Source organism: Bradyrhizobium lablabi (assembly GCF_900141755.1).
Lineage (GTDB): Bacteria > Pseudomonadota > Alphaproteobacteria > Rhizobiales > Xanthobacteraceae > Bradyrhizobium > Bradyrhizobium lablabi_A.
On sequence record NZ_LT670844.1, the window covers coordinates 5,978,099 to 5,997,654 of the forward strand.

The 19,556-nt window shown below is 60.5% G+C and carries 14 protein-coding genes (1 of these 14 cut by a window edge); 11 read left to right on the forward strand and 3 right to left on the reverse strand.

What is annotated here, in order from left to right; all coding sequences use genetic code 11:
- The 7 genes from B5526_RS27890 to B5526_RS27920 all read left to right on the forward strand — a co-directional run.
- On the forward strand, positions 1-3,526 hold the end of the coding sequence (locus B5526_RS27890) for a leukotoxin LktA family filamentous adhesin (protein WP_172842121.1). Its footprint begins 23,069 nt before the window's first position; the window shows 3,526 of its 26,595 coding nt (coding positions 23,070-26,595); its start codon lies beyond the left edge, outside the window; its stop codon occupies positions 3,524-3,526.
- The gene (locus B5526_RS27895) at positions 3,523-5,169 is read left to right on the forward strand and encodes a ShlB/FhaC/HecB family hemolysin secretion/activation protein (RefSeq protein WP_172842122.1); all 1,647 of its coding nucleotides are present in this window, start codon (positions 3,523-3,525) and stop codon (positions 5,167-5,169) included. The genes B5526_RS27890 and B5526_RS27895 overlap by 4 nt, the downstream gene beginning before the upstream one ends.
- A 330-nt stretch (positions 5,170-5,499) precedes the next feature.
- Positions 5,500-6,816, forward strand: a complete 1,317-nt coding sequence (locus B5526_RS27900) for an NtaA/DmoA family FMN-dependent monooxygenase (RefSeq protein ID WP_079543002.1) — start codon at positions 5,500-5,502, stop codon at positions 6,814-6,816.
- A 31-nt stretch (positions 6,817-6,847) separates the two neighbouring features.
- Positions 6,848-7,960 (forward strand): ABC transporter substrate-binding protein, encoded by a 1,113-nt coding sequence (locus B5526_RS27905; RefSeq protein WP_079543003.1) that lies wholly within the window; start codon positions 6,848-6,850, stop codon positions 7,958-7,960.
- Positions 7,961-7,965: 5 nt separating this feature from the next.
- Positions 7,966-9,057, forward strand: coding sequence for an ABC transporter ATP-binding protein (locus tag B5526_RS27910; protein ID WP_079545501.1), 1,092 nt, complete (start codon positions 7,966-7,968; stop codon positions 9,055-9,057).
- Position 9,058: 1 nt separating this feature from the next.
- On the forward strand, positions 9,059-9,946 hold the full coding sequence (locus B5526_RS27915) for an ABC transporter permease (RefSeq protein WP_244562406.1): 888 nt from the start codon (positions 9,059-9,061) through the stop codon (positions 9,944-9,946).
- Positions 9,943-10,722, forward strand: coding sequence for an ABC transporter permease (locus tag B5526_RS27920; RefSeq protein WP_079543005.1), 780 nt, complete (start codon positions 9,943-9,945; stop codon positions 10,720-10,722). Before B5526_RS27915 ends, B5526_RS27920 begins: the two co-directional genes overlap by 4 nt.
- Positions 10,723-11,375: 653 nt before the next feature.
- On the opposite strand, the gene B5526_RS27925 is transcribed toward B5526_RS27920, so the two are convergent.
- Complete coding sequence (locus B5526_RS27925) at positions 11,376-11,759, reverse strand: DUF1330 domain-containing protein (RefSeq protein WP_172842123.1); 384 nt, start codon at positions 11,757-11,759, stop codon at positions 11,376-11,378.
- Between the two features lie 736 nt (positions 11,760-12,495).
- Here B5526_RS27925 and B5526_RS27930 point away from each other — a divergent pair.
- Positions 12,496-13,470, forward strand: coding sequence for a Bug family tripartite tricarboxylate transporter substrate binding protein (locus B5526_RS27930; protein WP_079543007.1), 975 nt, complete (start codon positions 12,496-12,498; stop codon positions 13,468-13,470).
- A 195-nt stretch (positions 13,471-13,665) separates the two neighbouring features.
- Here B5526_RS27930 and B5526_RS37990 read toward each other — a convergent pair whose 3' ends face one another.
- A complete protein-coding gene (locus B5526_RS37990; protein WP_154071491.1) occupies positions 13,666-13,806 on the reverse strand; it encodes a hypothetical protein in 141 nt (46 codons plus the stop codon).
- Positions 13,807-14,168: 362 nt separating this feature from the next.
- Here B5526_RS37990 and B5526_RS27935 point away from each other — a divergent pair, with 362 nt between their 5' ends.
- Positions 14,169-15,368 (forward strand): adenylate/guanylate cyclase domain-containing protein, encoded by a 1,200-nt coding sequence (locus tag B5526_RS27935; protein ID WP_079543008.1) that lies wholly within the window; start codon positions 14,169-14,171, stop codon positions 15,366-15,368.
- A gap of 258 nt (positions 15,369-15,626) precedes the next feature.
- Positions 15,627-16,874, forward strand: coding sequence for a DNA polymerase IV (dinB, locus tag B5526_RS27940; protein WP_079537870.1), 1,248 nt, complete (start codon positions 15,627-15,629; stop codon positions 16,872-16,874).
- 621 nt (positions 16,875-17,495) lie between these two features.
- Here the strand turns inward: dinB and B5526_RS27945 are convergent.
- Positions 17,496-17,687, reverse strand: coding sequence for a hypothetical protein (locus B5526_RS27945; RefSeq protein ID WP_154071493.1), 192 nt, complete (start codon positions 17,685-17,687; stop codon positions 17,496-17,498).
- Positions 17,688-17,867: 180 nt separating this feature from the next.
- On the opposite strand from B5526_RS27945, the gene B5526_RS27950 reads away from it, so the two are divergent.
- The gene (locus tag B5526_RS27950) at positions 17,868-19,505 is read left to right on the forward strand and encodes a recombinase family protein (protein ID WP_079543010.1); all 1,638 of its coding nucleotides are present in this window, start codon (positions 17,868-17,870) and stop codon (positions 19,503-19,505) included.
- Positions 19,506-19,556 lie beyond the last annotated feature (51 nt).

Sequence of the window (19,556 nt, forward strand, 5' to 3'; positions counted from 1 at the left end):
CCTCAGCGCCAGCGCCGCCGGCGACATCAATATCCACGCCAAGAGCTGGGCCGACAACGCCAGCGCCACGATCCTGGCCAATTCGATCGTCTCCAAGGGCGGCGACGTGAAGCTGACGACGGCGGGCCAAGTGCTGGACGGCAATCCCCTTCAGCAGTTCGACAAGCGAACCTATCAGCAACTCGTCGACTATTGGAACGCGCTCGGGCTGACCGCGGGCACCACCAACGCCGCGCGTCAGGCGGCATCCATCAAGGCCTTCGAGCAGAGCCAGACCCAGGCCTATAGGCAATATTGGCAGATCCGCGACAGCCAGCCCAACAAGGGCGCTGCCTTCGATCCCACCTTCCAGGTCACCTACACCAAGGGGACGGCTCAGTACCAGAATCTGGACACTTATTATCGCAACCTCGAGATCGCCAATAATGCCGGCGTGGTGCCGGTCGACATCGAAACCCGTGTGGCCAACGATATTTCCAATCAGGCTGCCGCCGACACGGCGCGTTATAGGGCGCTGAATACGCAGGTCGGGTCACTGACCAGCGCCTTTGATACGAACTTCTCTTACACGGCGACCTCCGCCGAACAGGCCAACCTCACGCAGGGAGCGGTGTGGAGCAAGACGGCGCTCGGCTTCTCGCTCTCGGCCGGTGCGCTGAAGACCGTTACCGACACCAACCCGGTGATCAAGGCTCCGAACGTGTCCGGCCGCACCGTGACGATCCTTGCAGATGCCGGCATCGGCGAGTCCGTCGTGATCGCCGGCAACCCGAAGCCGGGCATCACGATCAATCCGACCAACGATCCGGTGAAGGATCTGACCGATGCCCAGAAGGTCGCGCTCGCCACGGCGGAGCGGTCGGATCTTTTGCTCACCATTGGCGGCGTCCAGCTTCCGGCCAACGCGACGGCTCAGCAGACTGCGGCCTACAACGCAGCGGTAGCGCTCGGTATCGCCACCACGTCGACCGACATACATCTCGGCACCGACGAAGCCAACATGACCGCGGTTGAGCGCGCTGCCCTCGATGCGGCGGCGGCGGGCATTGCCACCAACGCCGGGACGCACCTCACGGTGCTGTCGAAGCGTCCCCTCAATGTCGCGGCGTCCCAGACCTTCAACGCGACCGTTACCGATCAGACTTCGATAACGAATATCGATCAGGGCAAGGCCTTCGTGGCCTCGCGCGGCGATCTGGCGCTGGGTCAGGTGGCCGTCACGGACGAAACCAGGATCAAGGTAATCGGGTCGCTGACCAACGCGGCGACGTCGTCGATCCAGACCGGCAACATCGTTCTGGAGGCGGCAACCGGTTCGATTGGCGGCGTCTCGCCGCTCGTTTTGAACCTGCTGCCGAACGCCACCATCACCGCGCGCGCGCTCAATTCCGTGAACCTGTCCGAACTGCCGGGGAGCGTGAACGGGTCGGCGGATGCGATCATCGACACGGCGTACTCGCCGAATTTGGTTACGATCCGGGCGGCTGGTTCGATCCTGAACGCCAACAACGATCTGTTCGTGAACGTGTTGGGCGGCAACGTCGTGCTCACGGCTGATGCCGGCTCGATCGGCTCTCTGGCGAACAGCCTGAATGTCGGCACTTCCCCGGGTGGTAACATCAACGCGACGGCAAGCCATGGGTTGGTGGATCTCTATGGTGTCGCGGGTCTCGACTTCACCATCGGCTCGGATCTCGCGGGCACCTCGACCAAGCTGGTCGCGGCGGTTGACGGCACCATCGATGGGCCGGTCACGGCTGGTACCGATATCGCAATGTCGGCCGGCGGGCGGCTGGTGCTGACGGCGAGCGCCAATGTTATCTCGGGCGCCGGACAGGTGCTGGTCGGCGCCGACACGCTGAAGATGCTCAACGGCTCCAGGATCACCGCCAGCCTGGGATCCGTCCAGATCAACACCGTCAATGATGCGCTGGTGACTGGGATCATTTCCGGCAACGCCGACATCAATGCGATTTCGATCAATGCAGGTGGTCATCTGTTGGCCGGCACCGACCCTGCCCGGCCTTATGATCTAAGCGCTATGACGACGGGCGCCGGCATCAGGTTGTTGGCCGGTCTCGGTATCGGCGACGAGACCGAGGCCGACAGTTTCGCGGTCGACCCGAAGGGCAGTCCGGCCGGCAGCGCCAACCTGATCACCGCGGTCGCCAATCCGCTGATCCTCCGTACCCACGCGATCGACGTCACGGCGACCAAGGGCGATGCCGACCTCGTCACCGCAACGATGATCAGCTCGGGATCGGTCGTGGCGGGTGCCGGCAGTATCAACATCGTCGCCAACCAGGACTTCAACGTGTCCAATCTGTCGGCGACGCAGGGCAACGTCGTGGTGACCGGCGCCGGCTCCATTGCGGTCGCAAACGTCTCAGCGATCAGCGATCCGGCAAAAGGCGGTGGCCAGATTGCCTTGACCGCGAACAACGGCACGCTGGCCGTGGGCACTTCAACATCCTCCGGTTCCGACAGGTTCACGGCCACGGGCGATGTGACTTACACCACCATCACGACGACCGGCACGACAGCCGATCCGGGCAACGTATCGATCACCTCTTTGAACGGTGCTATTGATGGCATGACGCTGACGAGCGCTGGTTCGGCGAGCTTGACCGCGAATAACATCACCTTCGGCACCATCTCCGCCGGGGGGCGCGCCGATCTGCGGTCGTCGGGCTTCATCCATGGCAACAGCATCACGACCGCAGGCGCGCTGACCGAAACGGCCGGCGCCGACATCGATGTGGCCCATACCCGGGCCGCGAGCCTGCAGGTTCAGACGCCGACCAGCATCACCTTTGGTGATGTGACCGTGGACAGCCCCGCCATCATCGCGGCGCAAATAGTTGACATCGGCACGCTCCACGCGGCGCCGGGCCGCAATGCGCCATTCACCTTCACGCTCACCGGCTATCAGGGTGGGCAGGGGCTGCGGGCGAATGTCTATGTCGACGCACCCAATGGGGTTCTGATGCCACTGCTGCGTGAAGGGCAGGCGGACATCAAGACCAATGCGCTGGATTTTGGCATCGCAGATGCCACGATAAACCAGTGGTTGAAGTTAACGACGCCTGATGCGGTCATTTGGGACGATAATCGATCGCCCCGTCCCGTCCTCGGCTTCGATGTCCAGCTGTTCCAGCCGTCTCAGTCGTTCTTCCTCTATCAGAATGGCTTCCGGACCGACACCAATGCAGTCGTTATCCAATACGACGAACGGGCTCAGGTCGTGGAGGAGCGCAACGGCTATGTCATGGCGGGAGGAAGCTTGGTTCGCGATATCGACCGGTTGAATGCGATCAATAATTTTGCGTCGGTCCTGCTGCAGGACGATCCGACGAATTCAAGCGGGCCGTTCTTCCGGGCGGATGCCTTCGAACGCTTTCTGGATTTGTTACGCCAGCGCGGCGTCCATGGGCCAAGCAGCAGTCCCGCTGTGAACCTGAAAGGGCTTGCCTTGGGCGGGTCGATCGGCAAAGGATACCAAATAGTAGTCAGGGGCGGGCCGTGATTCGCAGGTGGAGCCGATGTCCGGCGATCCTACTGTGGATCGTCGCGGGCTGGTCGAGCGTTGATTCTGCGCGGGCGCAGGCGATTCCACCGCCGCCGGATCCGGGCCGCATCTCGAACGAGAATCTGCGCAACCAGAGACAGATCCAGCGTGAGACCGAGCCCCAGTTCGAGGGGCCGCCCGTGGTCGGGCCGGCCGCGCCCCCGGCCGTTATCGGCCCGAGCGGCGGCCCTACTTTTGTTTTGAAGAAGGTCGTGTTTGACCATTCCGAGTTCCTCTCGCCGGCGGAGCTGAATGCGCTGGCGGCGCCCTTCATCGGACGCAAAATCGACAACGCCGATCTGCAGCGGCTCTTGAAGTCGATCAACGATCGCTATGCCGAACGTCACCAGATTACCGCGATCGCCTACCTGCCCAAACAGAACCTCAACAAAGGCGTACTGCATATTGGCATCGTCGAAGGCCGGGTCGGCGACGTGAATATTCGTGGCAGCAGGCAGGTTAAGCCGGAAACAGTGACGGGCGCGGTGCGGCTACTTCCCGGTGAAGTGATCGACGTTCCCAAGCTCGAGCGCGACGTCGCCTGGTTCAACAAAGGACGCCTTGCGCAGATCCAGGCGTCGCTTCAGCCGGGCGTTAGCTTCGGCCTGACCAACATCGATCTCTCCGTCATCGAGCCGCCGGCCAATTTGCTTCAGCTTTTCCTCGACAATCAAGGCGTTTACTCCGTCGGCGCATTCGAAGGCGGATTGAATTTTCAGCACTACGGGTTGCTTGGTATCGACGACAGGTTCACCGCCTATGGCATCGCCGCGCACGGCAATCGCAATATCAATCTCGCCTACGACATTCCTGTCAATCCATGGAGTGGGCGCGGCGGCGTGAGCTTCTCGCTCGGCACGATCGCCGTGTATAAGGGTGCCTATCGCGATCTCAACATAGATGGTCGGTCGCAAAATCTGGCTTTCAACTATAGTCAGCCGATCGTTGTGACTCCCGCCTTTGCCTTTCTGCTCAACGGAGCAGTTTCGGACTCGGTCTCGGCTTCGGACCAGAGCCATATCCCTATCACCGACAACGACACGCAGAAAAAGACTGCTGGCTTCTCGGTCAGTTACACAAGCGAGAAATTCTCCGCGACGCTTTCGCCGAATTACTCATTCGCGCACACCAGCTTCCGGGTTGTCGACACGACGCAGGAGTTTCAGGAGGTCAACGCAACCTATTTCGCGGTTTTGAAGCTACCCTTTGAATTCGTGGTGACCGCGATTGATGTTGGTCAGTGGGCGAATCAGAAACTGCTGGCAGGTGACCAGTTGATCCAGATTGGCGGTCCGACCACCGTGCGCGGCTATCCAACCAGCGGCGTGGCCGGTTACGCCGGCTACTACGGCAACATGGAACTGCATCATAACGTCAATGCGCTGATCAATGGTCTTGATGCCTTCGGCTTCGTCGACTACGGGGCAGTCTACAGCACGTTCCCGAAATCGGTTTACCTGACTTCGGTCGGTCTCGGCCTGAGCTACGATACCAAGAAATATCTGGTGGCCGATATTTCGGCTGGAACGCCGCTCACTCAGGCAATCCCGGACCACCCCAACTATTTCGTTTATTTCCGTGTCACAGCGAAGTTTCAGTAGCTAAGCACGGTGAGCGAGGCCTTCCGCTGCCAGGCGCCGACCAAGCGTTGGCGCCGGCCGGTCACGGGTTACGCAGCGGCACTCAAGAGCATTTCAGTTGGCGCCTCCTCGATTGAGCGAATGGGGATTTGGCAGGAAGCGTGAGCTCGGGTTGTGAGGAATCCAAGCCGACCTGATGCGATTGGGCCGGACCGTCGCCACCACAGACTCCGACCGGAGTGCCGTTTGCGTGCCTCCAGGACTACAACGCATAGGCGGTCGGCACAGTATTTGCTTTTTGCCAGTTCATTAAGTCGATCCCGCCAACTTAATCGCGGTCATGGAGCCCAGATGCCCACCAAACCATTTCACTTGGCCTGGTTCCTTCAGGGATCGAGCGTGCAGGCCTGGGGCGAAGCATGGACCGGTCACATCGGTCAGACCTGGATGGAACCTGAGCTTTTCCTGGACATGGCACGCGCGCTCGAGCGTGCATGCTTCGACTACATATTGCTCGAAGATTCATCCTATGTCGGCGAGAGCTTCGGCGGCTCGACCGAGATCTACCTCAAGAACGGCATTGCCGTGCCGCGGCAGGATCCGTCAGTGGTGGCGGCGTTGATGACGCAGGTGACATCGCGCATCGGCATCGTGCCCACTTTCGGAACATACGCCTATCACCCCTACCTCCTCGCCCGCCTGGTGGCGACGCTCGACCAGGTGTCGGGCGGGCGGATCGGCTGGAACGCCGTCACCGGCAGTTCGGACTTCGCGGCCATGAACTTCGGCATGCAGGGCATGCCGGAGCACGATCTGCGCTACGACATGGCGGACGAATACATGGAGGTCTGCCGCGGCCTGTGGGGCTCTTGGGAGCCAGGCGCTATCGTCGCTGACCGCAAGGGTGGTGTGCTCGTCGACCACACCAAGGTCCACGCCGTCAACTACAGTGGCAAGTATTTCAGCACGCGCGGGCCGCTCAACTGCGGGCCGGCGCCGCAGGGCCAGCCTGTCATCGCCCAGGCTGGCGGCTCGCCGCGTGGGCGCAAGTTCGCCGCGGCTTATGCCGACACGATCGTCGTCAACGCCAAGGGCATCGAGGCCATGCGGGCCTACCGTGAGGACGTCCACAAGCACATGGTCGCGCAAGGCCGCAAGCCTTCCGACTGCAAGGTCCTCTATCTTATCAATCCGATCCTCGGCGAGACCATGCAGGAGGCCGAGGAGCGCAAGAAGAAGCGGGCCGCCATCGCGATGGAACGCATCAACGAGCGGCTCGCGCATTTTGGCAAGGTGACCAACATCGACTTCGGCAAGTTCGATCTCGACAAGCCGCTGCCCGACGAGGTTACCACCAATGGCCACCAGCAGAACCTCGAGCAATTCCGCAAAATGGCGAACGGGCGCTCGATCCGGCAGACGATGGCGAGCTTCAATGCGGTCGACTTGTCGGTCGAGCTCTGCGGCACGCCCGATGCCGTGGCTGCACGCATGGGCGAGGTGATGCAGGAGGTGGGCGGCGACGGCTTCCTGTTCTCGATGCCCAACGTCAATCGGCGCACGCTCGCCGAGATCGAGGACGGGCTGGTGCCGGCGCTGCAGGATCGCGGCCTGATGCGCACCGCTTACGAGCACAAGCATTTCCGCGACAATCTTCTGGCGTACTGATCAACTCGACCTGAAAGGCAGGCAAGCCGTCATGAGCGATCATCGTGCTCCGATAAAGTTCAGCCGCCGCACCGCCGTCGGCCTGCTGAGCGCAGCCGTTGCCGCGCCATTCATCCGCTCGAGCCATGCCGAGACGGCTTGGCCGGAGCAGACGATGATTCCCGACATCTTGAAGGGCAGCGGCGAGGTCCGTATCGCGGGCTTCGGCGGCACGATGCAGGAGACACAGCAAAAGGCCTACTTCGAGCCCTTCGAGAAGATCTCCGGCATCAAGGTGCGTGCGTTTCCCGGCTCGAACCCGACCACGATCAAGGCCATGGTCGAGACCGGCAACGTCGAATGGGACATGGCCCAGCTCAGCCGCGGCTCGATCATGAACCTGCAAAAGCACGGCGAGTACTTCGAGAAGATCGACTACTCTCTGGTAGACGACGGAGTGGGCCCTGCGTACCGGTTCGAATACGGCGTCGAGATGCTGGTGTGGGCGCAGGTGATGGCCTATCGGACCGACGCCTTCAAGGGCGCCGCGCCCAAAGGCTGGGCGGACTTCTGGAACACCAAGACGTTTCCTGGCGACCGGGCCATGATCGGCACTGGCGCCGGCAACTGGCCCGAGCTGGAATTTGCGCTGATGGCGGCCGGCGTGCCGGCCGACAAGCTCTATCCCCTCGATATCGACAAGGCTTTCGCGAGCTACGACGAGATCAAGAAGGCTGTCGTCAAATGGTGGGACACCGGCGCCGTGCCGATCCAGCTCCTGACAGACCGTGAGGTCGCCATGACAACCGTCTGGAATGGCCGCATAGCAGCGCTGCAGGCGGCGGGCGTTCCGGCTGCCATAAGCTGGGATCAGGGGCTGATGAAGCGCGACGCCTGGGGCATCGTCAAGGGCGCCAAGAACGCAGTGAATGCCATGAAGTTCGCCGCATACTCGACCATGGCGATCCCGCAGGCACGCGTCTCTTTCGGAATTCCGTACGGCTCGGTCAACAGTAAATCGAACCAATACATTCCGCCCGAACGGCTTGCCGTCCTGCCGAGCGCCCCCGACATCAAAACTCAGCTCGTGAGCTACAATTACGATTGGTGGATCGAGAATCGCGACACGGTCGTCGGCCGCTTCAACAAATGGCTGCTGACCTAATGGTGATGAACGCAGCTGGCCGCGGCGCGTCGGTATCGCTCAACGACCTGGAAAAGAGCTACGATCGCGCGGCCGCGGTGGCCGGGGTTTCGCTCGACATCGATTCGGGCGAATTCCTGACGCTGCTTGGACCGAGCGGGTCGGGCAAGACGACGACCTTGATGATGATCGCGGGCTTCGAGACGCCGACCCGCGGCGACATCGCCATCGACGGGAAGTCGGTCGTCGCGATGCCGCCGTATCGCCGCAACATCGGCATGGTATTCCAGAACTACGCTCTGTTTCCTCATCTCACCGCGGCTGACAATATCGGATTCCCGCTGAAACAGCGGGGCGTCGGCCAGGCAGAGCGGGCAAAGCTAGTCAGCGAGGCGCTTGAGCTGGTGCACTTGCCAGGCTATGATGAGCGCTATCCGCGCCAACTTTCCGGTGGCCAGCAACAGCGTGTCGCATTTGCACGCGCTATCGTGTTCAAGCCGCGCCTCCTCCTGATGGACGAGCCTCTAGGGGCGCTCGACAAGCAGCTCCGCGAGAACCTACAGCTTGAGATGCGCCGCCTTCATGCCGATCTCGGCATCACATTCATCTACGTGACGCACGACCAGGAAGAAGCCCTCATCATGTCCGACCGCATCGCCGTCATGAACGAGGGGTTGATTGCTCAGGTCGGGCGGCCCGAAGATCTCTACGACCGACCGAGCAGCCGCTTCGTTGCCGCCTTCCTTGGCGAGTCGAATTTCCTGCCGGCCATAGTGCGCGGCATCGAACACGATGTCGTTGTGGTGGAGTGCGAAGGCGCGATCATCCGCGCCCTGTCTCCCAGTCCGCCCGCCACGGGCGAGAAGGTCACGCTCACGACGCGTCCGGAGCGTATCCGCTTCGCCGACGGCGCCTGGAGTTCGACTGCGCTGCAGAACCGCCTCAGCGTCACCGTGACCGAGGCGCTCTTTGCGGGCGAACGCTGCCGCTACATGCTTCAGGCGAGCGACGGTACCGCCATGGTGCTGAAGGAGCCGTCGAGTGCGGCGATCCGCCGTCGCGCGGTCGGCGAGCGGGCAGAGATCGCGTGGTCGGTCGCGGATACGATCCTTGTCTGAGATGGTCGAAGTCCGATCAATCGGACCGGCCGCCACGCGGCAAGTCGGCGTGCGGCGGTCGTGGCAGCCGTCCGTGCCACTGCTGCTTGCGGTACCGCTTCTGCTCTTCATGTTGGCGTTCTACGTAGTGCCGGTGCTGTCGATGTTGATGCGCAGCGTCAACGATCCGGCCTGGACGCTGTCGCATTATGCATCCCTGACAGGCGACACAGTCTTCCTGAAGGTCCTCTCGAACACGCTCTACACCTCGTTGATCGTCACCCTGGGGGCCCTGGTACTGGGTTATCCCGTAGCCCTCTCGCTGGTGCGCGCGCCGCGTTTCGCGCCGGTGATCCTGATCCTGATCCTGCTGCCGTTCTGGACCAGCGTGCTGGTCCGCAGCTACGCCTGGATGGTGCTGATGGGCCGGCATGGCCTCATCAATGAGGCGCTGCTCGCGGTGAACATGATCGACCGGCCGTTGCGCATCCTAAACACGCCGCTGGCGACGCGGATCGCGATGATTCACATCCTACTGCCTTACATGGTTCTGCCGATCGCCAATGCGCTTCGGCAGATCGATCCGTCGTTGGCGCGTGCGTCATCCGGGCTTGGCGCCACGCCGGGGGCGACCTTTCGACAGATAACCCTGCCGCTCTCCATGCCGGGCGTCGCTGCCGGAGTGCTGCTAGTATTCGTGCTGGCCCTCGGCTTCTACATCACGCCGGCCATGCTCGGCGGCCCGCGCGAGATCACGCTGTCGATGCTGATCGCCCAACAGGTCGATCAGCTCAACTGGGCATATGCTGCTACCCTGTCGGCGGTGCTGCTCGCGACAACGCTCGCCATCATCGCGGCCATCTATCGCCTGCCTGGCGTCGGCAACGCGCTCCGAATGAGTGCACGATGACGGTCGCCCGCCTGCTGCTCGCGACAGTGGTCGGGTTGATCCTTCTGTTCCTCGCCTTGCCCATCGTCGTCGTGATGGTGGTCTCGTTCTCTTCGGCGACCTACCTCACCTTTCCGCCGTCAGCCTTCGGTATGCGTTGGTACACTGCTTATTTCACCAGCGACGATTGGCTGCGCCCCACCTGGCTCAGTCTCTGGGTCGCGGCGTGCGTGGTCGTGCTTGCGACGTTCCTCGGCACGCTGGCGGCCATTGGCATCGGCCGCCTGCCCAGAGCGCTGCGCGTGCTGGCCTCTGCTCTCATCGTGTCGCCTTTGATCGTGCCGGTGATCGTCGCGGCGATCGGCATCTACTACGCCTTCGCCCGCTACGGCCTGGTCGGCACGCCGGTTGGCCTGATCCTCGCCCACACTTGCCTTGCGGTGCCCTTCGTGTTCATCAGCGTGAGCGCCAGCCTGGCGGGCATCGACCCCCGCCTGGAGCAGGCCGCCCTTAGCCTCGGCGCCACACCCAGCGGCACTTTTTTCCAGATCACATTGCCGCTTATTCGACCGGGCGTTCTGGCGGGCGCCCTGTTCTCCTTCGTCACGTCGTTCGATGAACTGATCGTTGCGCTGTTCATGTCCGGCTCGGGCGCAGTCACACTGCCGCGCCGCATGTGGGACGATGTGCTCTATCAGATCGAGCCAACCATCGCCGCGGTCTCGACCCTAACCATCGTGGTGACGGTTGTGTTGATGGGCTGCGCCCATCTCCTGCGAAAGCGAGCGCCCACCTGACCCTGGCCAAGCCGAGACGCCGCGGTTATAGTTGACCGTACGGGAATTTCCTTGGACGCCAAAGTCGTTCAATTTCTGTTTGGGCGATCGTCATAAAGGGCCTTGCCAATTAATGAAGCCATTTTTCCCAACGATTGCCTAGCCTCTTGATTTTGTTGCTTTCCCTGGCTTCCCTAGGAAGTCCCACCTTGATCCGACGACGCCTTCAGAAACCGTCGAATCACCTCAAATGATCACCATCAGCGAGTGTCGGTATCGGTGGTCGCGCCTCCCCCAGCTTTCTTCGGGTGCCTCGGAAACGATCGCCGCGTCATCTCTCGTAGCTCTGAAAGTCCGATTTGGCCTTTGGCAACTGGCCGCCGCTAGTCCGATCCATCTTGACGTGAAATCCGAACTCCTTACCCGCGGCTGGCGCGCCGTTGGCAACAAAGGGCCAGAGAAACAGTCCACGCCGCGAACATGACCGGTGACCAAATCATTTAGCAGAACCGGAAACTCGATAGCTTGCGGAAGCGGCGCCGTCGCGAACAACGCGGTGCCGGCGGCAGCCTATATGTGCTGCAGCGTCGCGAGATTTTCGGAGCTTCACCAGTGGTGCGCGTTTTGTAATATTGCGTCGGCCCTGCAGACGGTGACACTCCGCCACCTTCGACTTACGGACTCACGCCCTCGATAGCCATGTCGCGAAACTTGGCGTACTGCTCACCCTTCTTGTGAGCCGCCTGCCACTCAGGGTTATTCCACCATTTCTGCAGCTGGTCCATGTTCTCGAACTGAACGATGACCAGGCGTCCCCTCGGCGGTTCACCGGAGAGCGAAACGGGCTTGCCACGCGCGAGGAAGCGTCCGCCAGCCTCTGCGGTAGTCTTCTCGGCGACGGGCGCGACCACTTTCATGTAGTTGTCTTGATCGTTGACCTCATTATCGGCGACGACATACGCCGGCGGCCTCTTCTGTGCATCAACCGTGTGAACGCCGAATGCTCCGATGGCAATGCCGGCCAGCAATGCCGATGCTGTTGCCCACGCTGTTTTCATCGATCTCCTCCCTTGGATTACGGCGAGACCTGTGCGCTCCCAGCTGTTCCATGATACCAAAACGGGCCGTTGAGTTCGAGTCAAATCTCGCAACTCGGTGCTGCCGCGATCTTTAAGCCACCCAGCAAACCACCACCCCGCTTCAGGCATGACAAAGTCCCGGTTGCATCCTCATTTTCGGTCCGCGACATCGAGACCTTCACGATAGACCGCAATCATTCCACCTTCGTTCGGACTATCTCCGTCACTGACTTCGTAAACTTTGAGATCAACACGCCGCTGCTGCCCAGGGCTGCAGCTTTCGAAAGCGTGACGCTCTTATGTGTCCTTCACTCTTATGAGTCCCACGACAAGGTCCGAAATGGGTACATGGACCGGCCTCGGTTGTCTCAATACAGGTAGTCGAGCCAAGTCCCGTTCAGATAGTCGCAGCGAAGCTTACACGCATCTGGCGCATGGTTCTTTTCTACGAAGATTATTGTTAAGCGGGATCCCGTGGGCGACTAATGAGGTCTCGATTAAGCGGACATTCGTGAGCGACCGCTTTTGGCGCAAAGCGGACATCGACCAAATATCCGATTCTTCGGGTCTATGGTCCCGCTCACTGGTGCCGCGGCTGCTGACAGCCGATCGCGGTCTGGGCCGCCTTGCAGGCGCTGCTCGCCGGTGCCACACTTGGCGTCAAGTCCGACGGCAAAGACCGGGCAAACGGGCATGCGGGACGATAGAGGGAACGATGAAGCTCGCCGCGAACCTGTTCGCCGCCCTGCTTGTGCTGCTCGCGGCGCAGCCGGCATCGGCGCAATCCAGTTATCCGAACCGGCCGGTGAAAATCTTGGTCGGCTTCACACCCGGCACGGCTCCCGACCTTGCGGCGCGCATTCTTGCGGACCGGTTTTCGGAAGTCTGGGGTACGCCGTTCGTGGTCGAGAATATTCCCGGCGCCGGCAGCAACATCGCCACCGAACGCGTCGCCAAGGCGGCCGCGGACGGCTACACGTTGCTAATGGGCGGCAACCCGGCGCTGGTCATCAATCCGAGCTTGTATGAAACACTGCCATTCGACCCGCTAAAGGACTTCGAACCGATCTCGCAGGTATTCATCGCGGCGAACGTGCTCGCCGTTCCGCCCGATCTGCCGGTCAAGACCGTGGCCGAACTGGTGGCGCTCGCCAAAGCGGAGCCCGGCAAGCTTTCCTATGGCCATGCCGGCGTGGGCACGTCGCAGCATCTGGGCGCCGAATTGTTCAAATACATGGCGCATGTCGATATTGCACCAGTGCCCTATCGCGGCACCACGGCGTTAATGCCGGACCTGCTCGCCAACCGAATCAACATGTCGTTCGCCAATATTGTGAACGTGGTGCCGCTCGCGCGCGAAGGGAAATTGCGCGCGCTGGCCATCACCTCGATCAAGCGCTCGGCCCTGGCGCCCGACCTGCCGACCATGGCGGAATCCGGATTCCCTGGCTTCGAGGCCGTGCCGTGGTTCGGCCTGCTCGCGCCGACCGGCACGCCGAAGGATGTTCTGGATAAATTGCACGGCGAAACCGTCAAGGCCCTGGCGATGCCGGAGGTGCGCAAGAAGTTCGACGAACTTGGCCTCGAGCCGGTCGGCAACACGCCGGCTGAGTTTACCGCGATCATCAAGAAAGAAACGCCCGAGTGGGCAAAAGTCATCAAGGATGCCGGCATCAAGCTCGGCAACTAGCTCGGCCTTCCAGGCCCAACACTTTGGAAGATTGTCGACGCGTCGCAATTTGTCGCCTGCCCTGCCGAGGGCAAAACGGACTTTTCAGGAGAGCTGTTTCTGGCGCAAAGCGGCCGTTCGTGCGCAAACAGCATCCCGTGACTAAGGAATAAGTAGAGAATCTATCAGTTTGGAATCAGGCTCGGGGAGGGGCGCTTAGCCGTTCACAGTGGGAAGCCGCGACATCAATGCTTCGGTGGCGCGTGCGAACATCGGGGCGTTCGTCGCAGCCGCTTTCATCCCCTCCGAGCCGAACGCCGCCGTAGCGTCGGCCCACTGCCGCAGATTCTGCGCCATGGCTGGATTATTTTTGGTGAGTTTGTGGTGAGTTTTACTTTAACCGACTTCAGGGGCATTTGACTAAGTAATTGATTTTATGGCGCACCCGACACGATTCGAACGTGTGACCTTTGCCTTCGGAGGGCACGGCTCGAATAACGGCCCATGTTTGACTGAAAGCCGTTCGAATTGCCAAAGGCGAGTTATGGGTTGAAAGGGAGGGCGTGGCGCTACCGCTGCGTCCTCTTGCGCCGGACACGCGGCAACCCACCGACAACCCGATGCGCGCAAACAGATTGCGGCGGACTCCGTTGACGCCGTCGAGCGGGGACACGACATATCCTGTACCGTCGATCCAGGTCACTGCTCAGGAGCAAGATATGAACGCGCCGCCAAGCATCGATCCGGTCACCGCGCATTCTGACAGCGACGTTGTGCACTGGCTGATAAACGACACGCGCGATGAGCGCTTCATTGACAATATTTTCGCAGAACTGTGTGTCCGACTCCAGCGAGCGGGCATTCCCGTCAAGCGGGCGTCGCTTCATGTTCTGATCAACCATCCGCAATGGCTTGGCGCCCGGATTATGTGGGCCGACGGGTTGCGCGAAGCCGAGATTGCGAGAGTCGACTACGATGTCAGGGAGCGATCCGAATACATCGATAGTCCCGCCAACGAAATCCATGACGGTGCCACCGAGGTGCGCGAGAATCTCGAACGCGATCCCTCGCTGGGCCGCAAGCACGCCATCTATGACGAGATGCGGGCGAAAGGCCTGACCGACTATGTGGCGTGGCCGCTGTACCATACGCTCGGCAAGCGGCATATCGTGACCTTTGCAACCGACCGGCCCGGAGGTTTCGACGACGCGCATATCGCCGGCCTGTTGAAACTGTTGCCGGTTCTCGCGCTGGTCAGCGAAATCCGTATCAAGAACCGGCTGGCGCGAACACTGCTCGAAACCTATGTCGGGTCGCATGCCGGCGAACTCATTCTGGCCGGCGCCACCAGGCGCGGAAGCGGGACGACGGTACGCGCCGCCATCATGATCTGCGATCTGCGTGATTTCACCCGGATCTCCGACAACTGGCCGCGCGATGACGTGATTGATCTTCTAAACGGCTATTTCGACGCGATGTCGGAGCCGATTGCGCGACATGGCGGGGAAATACTGAAATTCATCGGCGACGGTCTGCTCGCCATTTTTCCGCTCAGCCAGCCGTCGGCCTGCGCAAATCTACTGCATGCCGTGGCCGAAGCCCGTCAGGCCATGGTTGCCCTGAACGAAAAGAACAGCGAAACCGGTCGTGCGCCGCTGAATTACGGCATCGGCGTCCACGTCGGAGACGTCATGTACGGCAATATCGGGTCGCGCACTCGGCTCGACTTCACCGTCATCGGTCCGGCCGTCAACATGGCTTCGCGTCTCGAAACCCTCACCAAACAATTGGGGAGAACGGTGCTGCTGTCCCGCGCGTTCGCCGACTTCGTCGAAAGCGATTTCGATCTTGAACGCGTCGGCGAATATCCGGTGCGCGGCTTCAACGACCCAATCGAGCTGTTTGCGTATCACGGCTGAATGCCGATCTATCGTCAGGTGCCGAGCCGCCCCCAAGCGGCGCGAACTCGTCAAACGGCCACTATGAGCGAATGTCGGTCTCGGTGGTTGCTAGTCCTCGCAACAAAAGCTCAGACTCTCAAAGACAGGTAGAGCCACGGCTTTCTGTCAGGACTGGTGTCTGCGCGATCTTCACCGATCGCTTGACACTCGTCGTTGTTGTTCCCATTATGTTCTCTCTGCGAGACCTCCTCGAAACGTCATGGGCGAACGGTTGGGATGGCAACGACAGCCACCATCCTCCATGCGGACCTGGATGCCTTCTATGCCTCCGTAGAGCAGCTGCTTGACCCTTCGTTGCGTGGCAGACCCATTGCCGTCGGTGGTGGGGTTGTGCTTGCTGCTTCTTACGAAGCCAGGGCCTTCGGGGTTCGCGGCGGCATGCCGGGACGGCAAGCGTGCGAACTCTGTCCGCAACTCACCTTTGTCAGCGGGCATTTCAAGGAATACCAACGGCTGGGCGACGCCGCCATCAAAGTGATCGGCGATTTCACACCCCTCGTCGAGCGGATTTCCATCGACGAGGCCTTTGCCGACGTCGCGGGCTGCACCCATCTCTTCGGTCCGCCTGCCGAAATTGCAAGGGCAATCCGCCAACGAGTGCGGGCGGAGCTTGGCCTTCCGATCTCAGTCGGTGTAGCGCGCACCAAGCATCTGGCAAAAATTGCTTCGCAAGTGGCCAAGCCCGACGGGCTCGTGGTTGTCGATCCCGACACTGAGCTGAAATTCCTTCACCACCTGCCCGTCGAACTGATGTGGGGAGTGGGTCCGGCCACAAGGGCACGGCTGGCCGAGATCGGCGTGCTAACTATCGGGCAGCTGGCAAAGACACCGGGATGCTCGCTCAAGCAGGTGCTTGGTTCCGCGGCAGGGGCGAAACTCGCTGCGCTGGCGTGGAATCGTGATCCACGAGAAATCAAGACTCACCGCCGGGCTCGATCGGCAGGAGCGCAGTCGGCGCTTGGCAGGAAACCTGCCGAAGAGCGAGTTTTTCGACCCACCCTGCTTCACCTTGCAGACCGAATCGGCAGCCGGCTCCGGGCCAAGTCCAGGCCTGGGCGAACCGTGACGGTCCGCGTTCGCTTCGCCAACCTGAACTCAGTCACCCGCTCGGCAACGCTTGATGCACCAATCTCAGCGACCGTGATCCTTGCCGAGCTCGCCGAGGAGCTGGTGCGCGCACTCCTCGCGGATCACCCTCACGAGAAAACCATCTCGCTCCTGGCGATTTCTGTGTCGCATCTCGAGGAGCACTGGGATGTGGAGTTGGAACTCCCGCTTGGGCTTACAGATGAAGCACGCCGCCCCGGCACCAAAAAAGGCATGGCACGTTGGGCGGCCGACCATGCCGTCGATAGGATCCGCGATCGCTTCGGATGGGATGCTATCGGATATGGATCGGTGGCGCTGGGCACCTCTCCTTCCGTTCCCGACGAGTTTCGCAAACTCGCCGAAAAGGACCTGTGACCGTCACCAGTACATCGTGCGTCCAAGGGTACGCGCTTCTGAGACAAACCGGGCCGCAGCGACCATCGTTCTCCCTGAGAACGCCGCAACGAAATCGCAACGAATTGGGTGAAACGACCGTGAACAAACGTGGCGGAAACACCTGGCACGACAAGAAAAATCAATAACTTAGAAAATGTTCACTGCGTTCGGGACGCTGGTGCCCTCTCGCATAATCAAGCCGCGGATCACACGCTAGCGAGACTAATTCTCAAGTTAAGCAATCACCACGAAAAGCTGAGGAGGCGGCCAACATGGGCGGCGCGATTATCGGGCAGACTGGCGCTCGAATCGCGCATCCGGCGTTACTCATGGTGATCATGCGCGCGTCGCGGAGTGGCGCCGTGTGAAGCCCGACCAATATGCCTAACATTGACGACTTGCCGATTCCGTATCCTTGTCGTGACCGACAATTTCTAAAGTGATCTCAATACCCATGCGGATGACGATCCCTCGCGCAAGAACCTAATGACAGCCGGCGGCTGACTCCCGATTTCAGCAGCAAGATCAAGAGACAGCTCATTTACCAGGCACGTTAGCCGAGACATTCCCTGCTACCGCGTCCTCATACGCCAGTTCGCGTCAGCCGTCCTTCTTCACGATCTGATAGCCGTCGGCCGCAAGGTCCAAGAGGATCACTTTGGTGATCTGCGAACTTTGCTCCGGCGGAATCCACTCATAGTCGAGGTGCGGCCCGCCGTCGCCTTCGGGGTATTTGATAAATGCCGTGTGGATGGCGTTGGTGATCAGCTTTTCTATCGTTTGATCCGACATCATGCCTCCTGCTTTCTGATCTTGGACTAGCACGGCATCCCGCGGCGCACATGCGGGATTGGACAGCAAAACACGATCCTAACTCGTTGATTTGGCGATCGGGCAGACGCCGATGAGTTTGAGCATTTGATCCTTATTGGCCTGGTCTCCGTAAGATTTGGAGAACAAAACTCAGCCAAGATGCAGGTGATCGATGACCAGAGTGACCGTTCGGTGCAACACGAAGAGCGCACAAAGAACGATGACGACTCGATCAGCCTGCGGGCTGCGCAGTACGTGCGCATGTCCACAGATCGACAGATATATTCGACCGAAAACCAGGCAGCGACCATCGCTGCATTTGCCGCTCGCCGCAATCTGACGATCGTCCGAACCTATGTCGACAACGCTCGCAGTGGGCTACGCATCAACAATCGTAAGGGCCTCCAAGACCTGATAAGCGACGTTCGCGACCGCAGAGCGGACTTTAGTTTCATTCTCGTCTATGACGTCACCCGCTGGGGTCGTTTCCAGGATATCGACGAGAGCGCGTATTACGAGTTTATTTGCAAGCAAGCTGGAATCAGAGTTCTTTATTGCGCCGAGCAGTTCGAAAACGACGACAGCTTCGTATCCGCAATAATGAAGAACCTCAAACGAGTAGCGGCCGGCGACTTTAGTCGAGAGCTCTCCGAGAAGGTATTCGCTGGCAGTTGCCGCATGGTCCGATTAGGGTTCAAGCAAGGAGGATCACCCGGTTACGGCCTGCAAAGAGTATTGGTTGACCAGTCTGGATCAATGAAATGCCTGCTCGTGCCCGGCGAACGAAAAGCCCTGCAAACGGACCGTGTCATTCTCCGGCCGGGACGGACGGAAGAAGTTGAGACGGTCCGGCGCGTTTTCCGTTCTTTTGTCCTCGAGCGAAAATCAGAATTGGCGATAGCTCGCGAACTCAATGAAGAGCGCATCCTTAATGAGTTCGGTCGGCCGTGGCGAATGCTGGCGGTGCGTCGGTTGCTTACCTGCGAGAAATATATCGGCAGTTACGTCTACAATCGCAAATCGGGCAAGCTAAAGGGCCGGAGGTTATCAAACCCGCCTGATATATGGGTGCGCTGTGACAATGCATTCGAGGGTATAATCGACCCGGCCATTTTCAGGACGGCAGGAACGATCGTTAGCCAGCGTCCCCGCAGGACCATCCGGGCGTGGCGGTCCAACCAGGAGGTGCTGACCCGGCTTCGCCTTCTGCTCGAGCAAAAAGGACGCCTCACCCACAAGATCATCAACGAAGCCGACGGCATGCCATGCGGTGCGACGTATAGTGAACGGTTTGGCGGCCTTAAGCAGGCCTACCAGCTGGTCGGATACCATCAGGGCCGGTTCAAGCAAGCCGAAGCCAGACGTGAAACAGCTGCGACGGTCGCTAAGCTGGGTGCGGATCTGGTTGCCGGGGTTCAAGGCGCGGGCGTATCTGCCGCTTTTGATCAGGGAAGCAGTGTGCTGACGATCAAGGACACGATCAAAGCCGCTATCTTTGTCGCCCGTTGTCAGCGGATGGCTACCGGATTGCTCCGTTGGGATATCAAGCGGCCGGTTAATCGGGGTTCGCACCTGATAATCGCGGCAAGAATGGATGAGGCAAACAAGGATGCTCTTGACTATTTCCTGATTCCAAAGGGCAAGATGCCCGGCGGCAAGATAAGCTTCAGGGAGAAACACCGGCCGAAGCTTAATCCCTACCGCCTCTCCACTCTCGATGCCCTGGTCGATGCAATACAGCGGTTCGCCGTTAGCCGGGGAGGTCCGTTGGGGGTCCGGCGGCGGTCTAACTCATGAGCATTGCCGGTTCGCGCACAGCAATACCGCAAGTTATGGTTGTAGATTTCG

What these genes read in the sequence shown, in the direction of transcription:
- B5526_RS27910 (WP_079545501.1), top strand. Translation starts at nt 7,966, where the DNA reads ATGAACGCAGCTGGCCGCGGCGCGTCGGTATCGCTCAACGACCTGGAA.
- B5526_RS27950 (WP_079543010.1), top strand. Translation starts at nt 17,868, where the DNA reads ATGCAGGTGATCGATGACCAGAGTGACCGTTCGGTGCAACACGAAGAG.
- B5526_RS27915 (WP_244562406.1), top strand. Translation starts at nt 9,059, where the DNA reads ATGGTCGAAGTCCGATCAATCGGACCGGCCGCCACGCGGCAAGTCGGC.
- B5526_RS27900 (WP_079543002.1), top strand. Translation starts at nt 5,500, where the DNA reads ATGCCCACCAAACCATTTCACTTGGCCTGGTTCCTTCAGGGATCGAGC.
- B5526_RS27930 (WP_079543007.1), top strand. Translation starts at nt 12,496, where the DNA reads ATGAAGCTCGCCGCGAACCTGTTCGCCGCCCTGCTTGTGCTGCTCGCG.
- B5526_RS27905 (WP_079543003.1), top strand. Translation starts at nt 6,848, where the DNA reads ATGAGCGATCATCGTGCTCCGATAAAGTTCAGCCGCCGCACCGCCGTC.
- dinB (WP_079537870.1), top strand. Translation starts at nt 15,627, where the DNA reads ATGGCAACGACAGCCACCATCCTCCATGCGGACCTGGATGCCTTCTAT.
- B5526_RS27935 (WP_079543008.1), top strand. Translation starts at nt 14,169, where the DNA reads ATGAACGCGCCGCCAAGCATCGATCCGGTCACCGCGCATTCTGACAGC.
- B5526_RS27945 (WP_154071493.1), bottom strand. Translation starts at nt 17,687, where the DNA reads ATGTCGGATCAAACGATAGAAAAGCTGATCACCAACGCCATCCACACG.
- B5526_RS37990 (WP_154071491.1), bottom strand. Translation starts at nt 13,806, where the DNA reads ATGGCGCAGAATCTGCGGCAGTGGGCCGACGCTACGGCGGCGTTCGGC.
- B5526_RS27925 (WP_172842123.1), bottom strand. Translation starts at nt 11,759, where the DNA reads ATGAAAACAGCGTGGGCAACAGCATCGGCATTGCTGGCCGGCATTGCC.
- B5526_RS27920 (WP_079543005.1), top strand. Translation starts at nt 9,943, where the DNA reads ATGACGGTCGCCCGCCTGCTGCTCGCGACAGTGGTCGGGTTGATCCTT.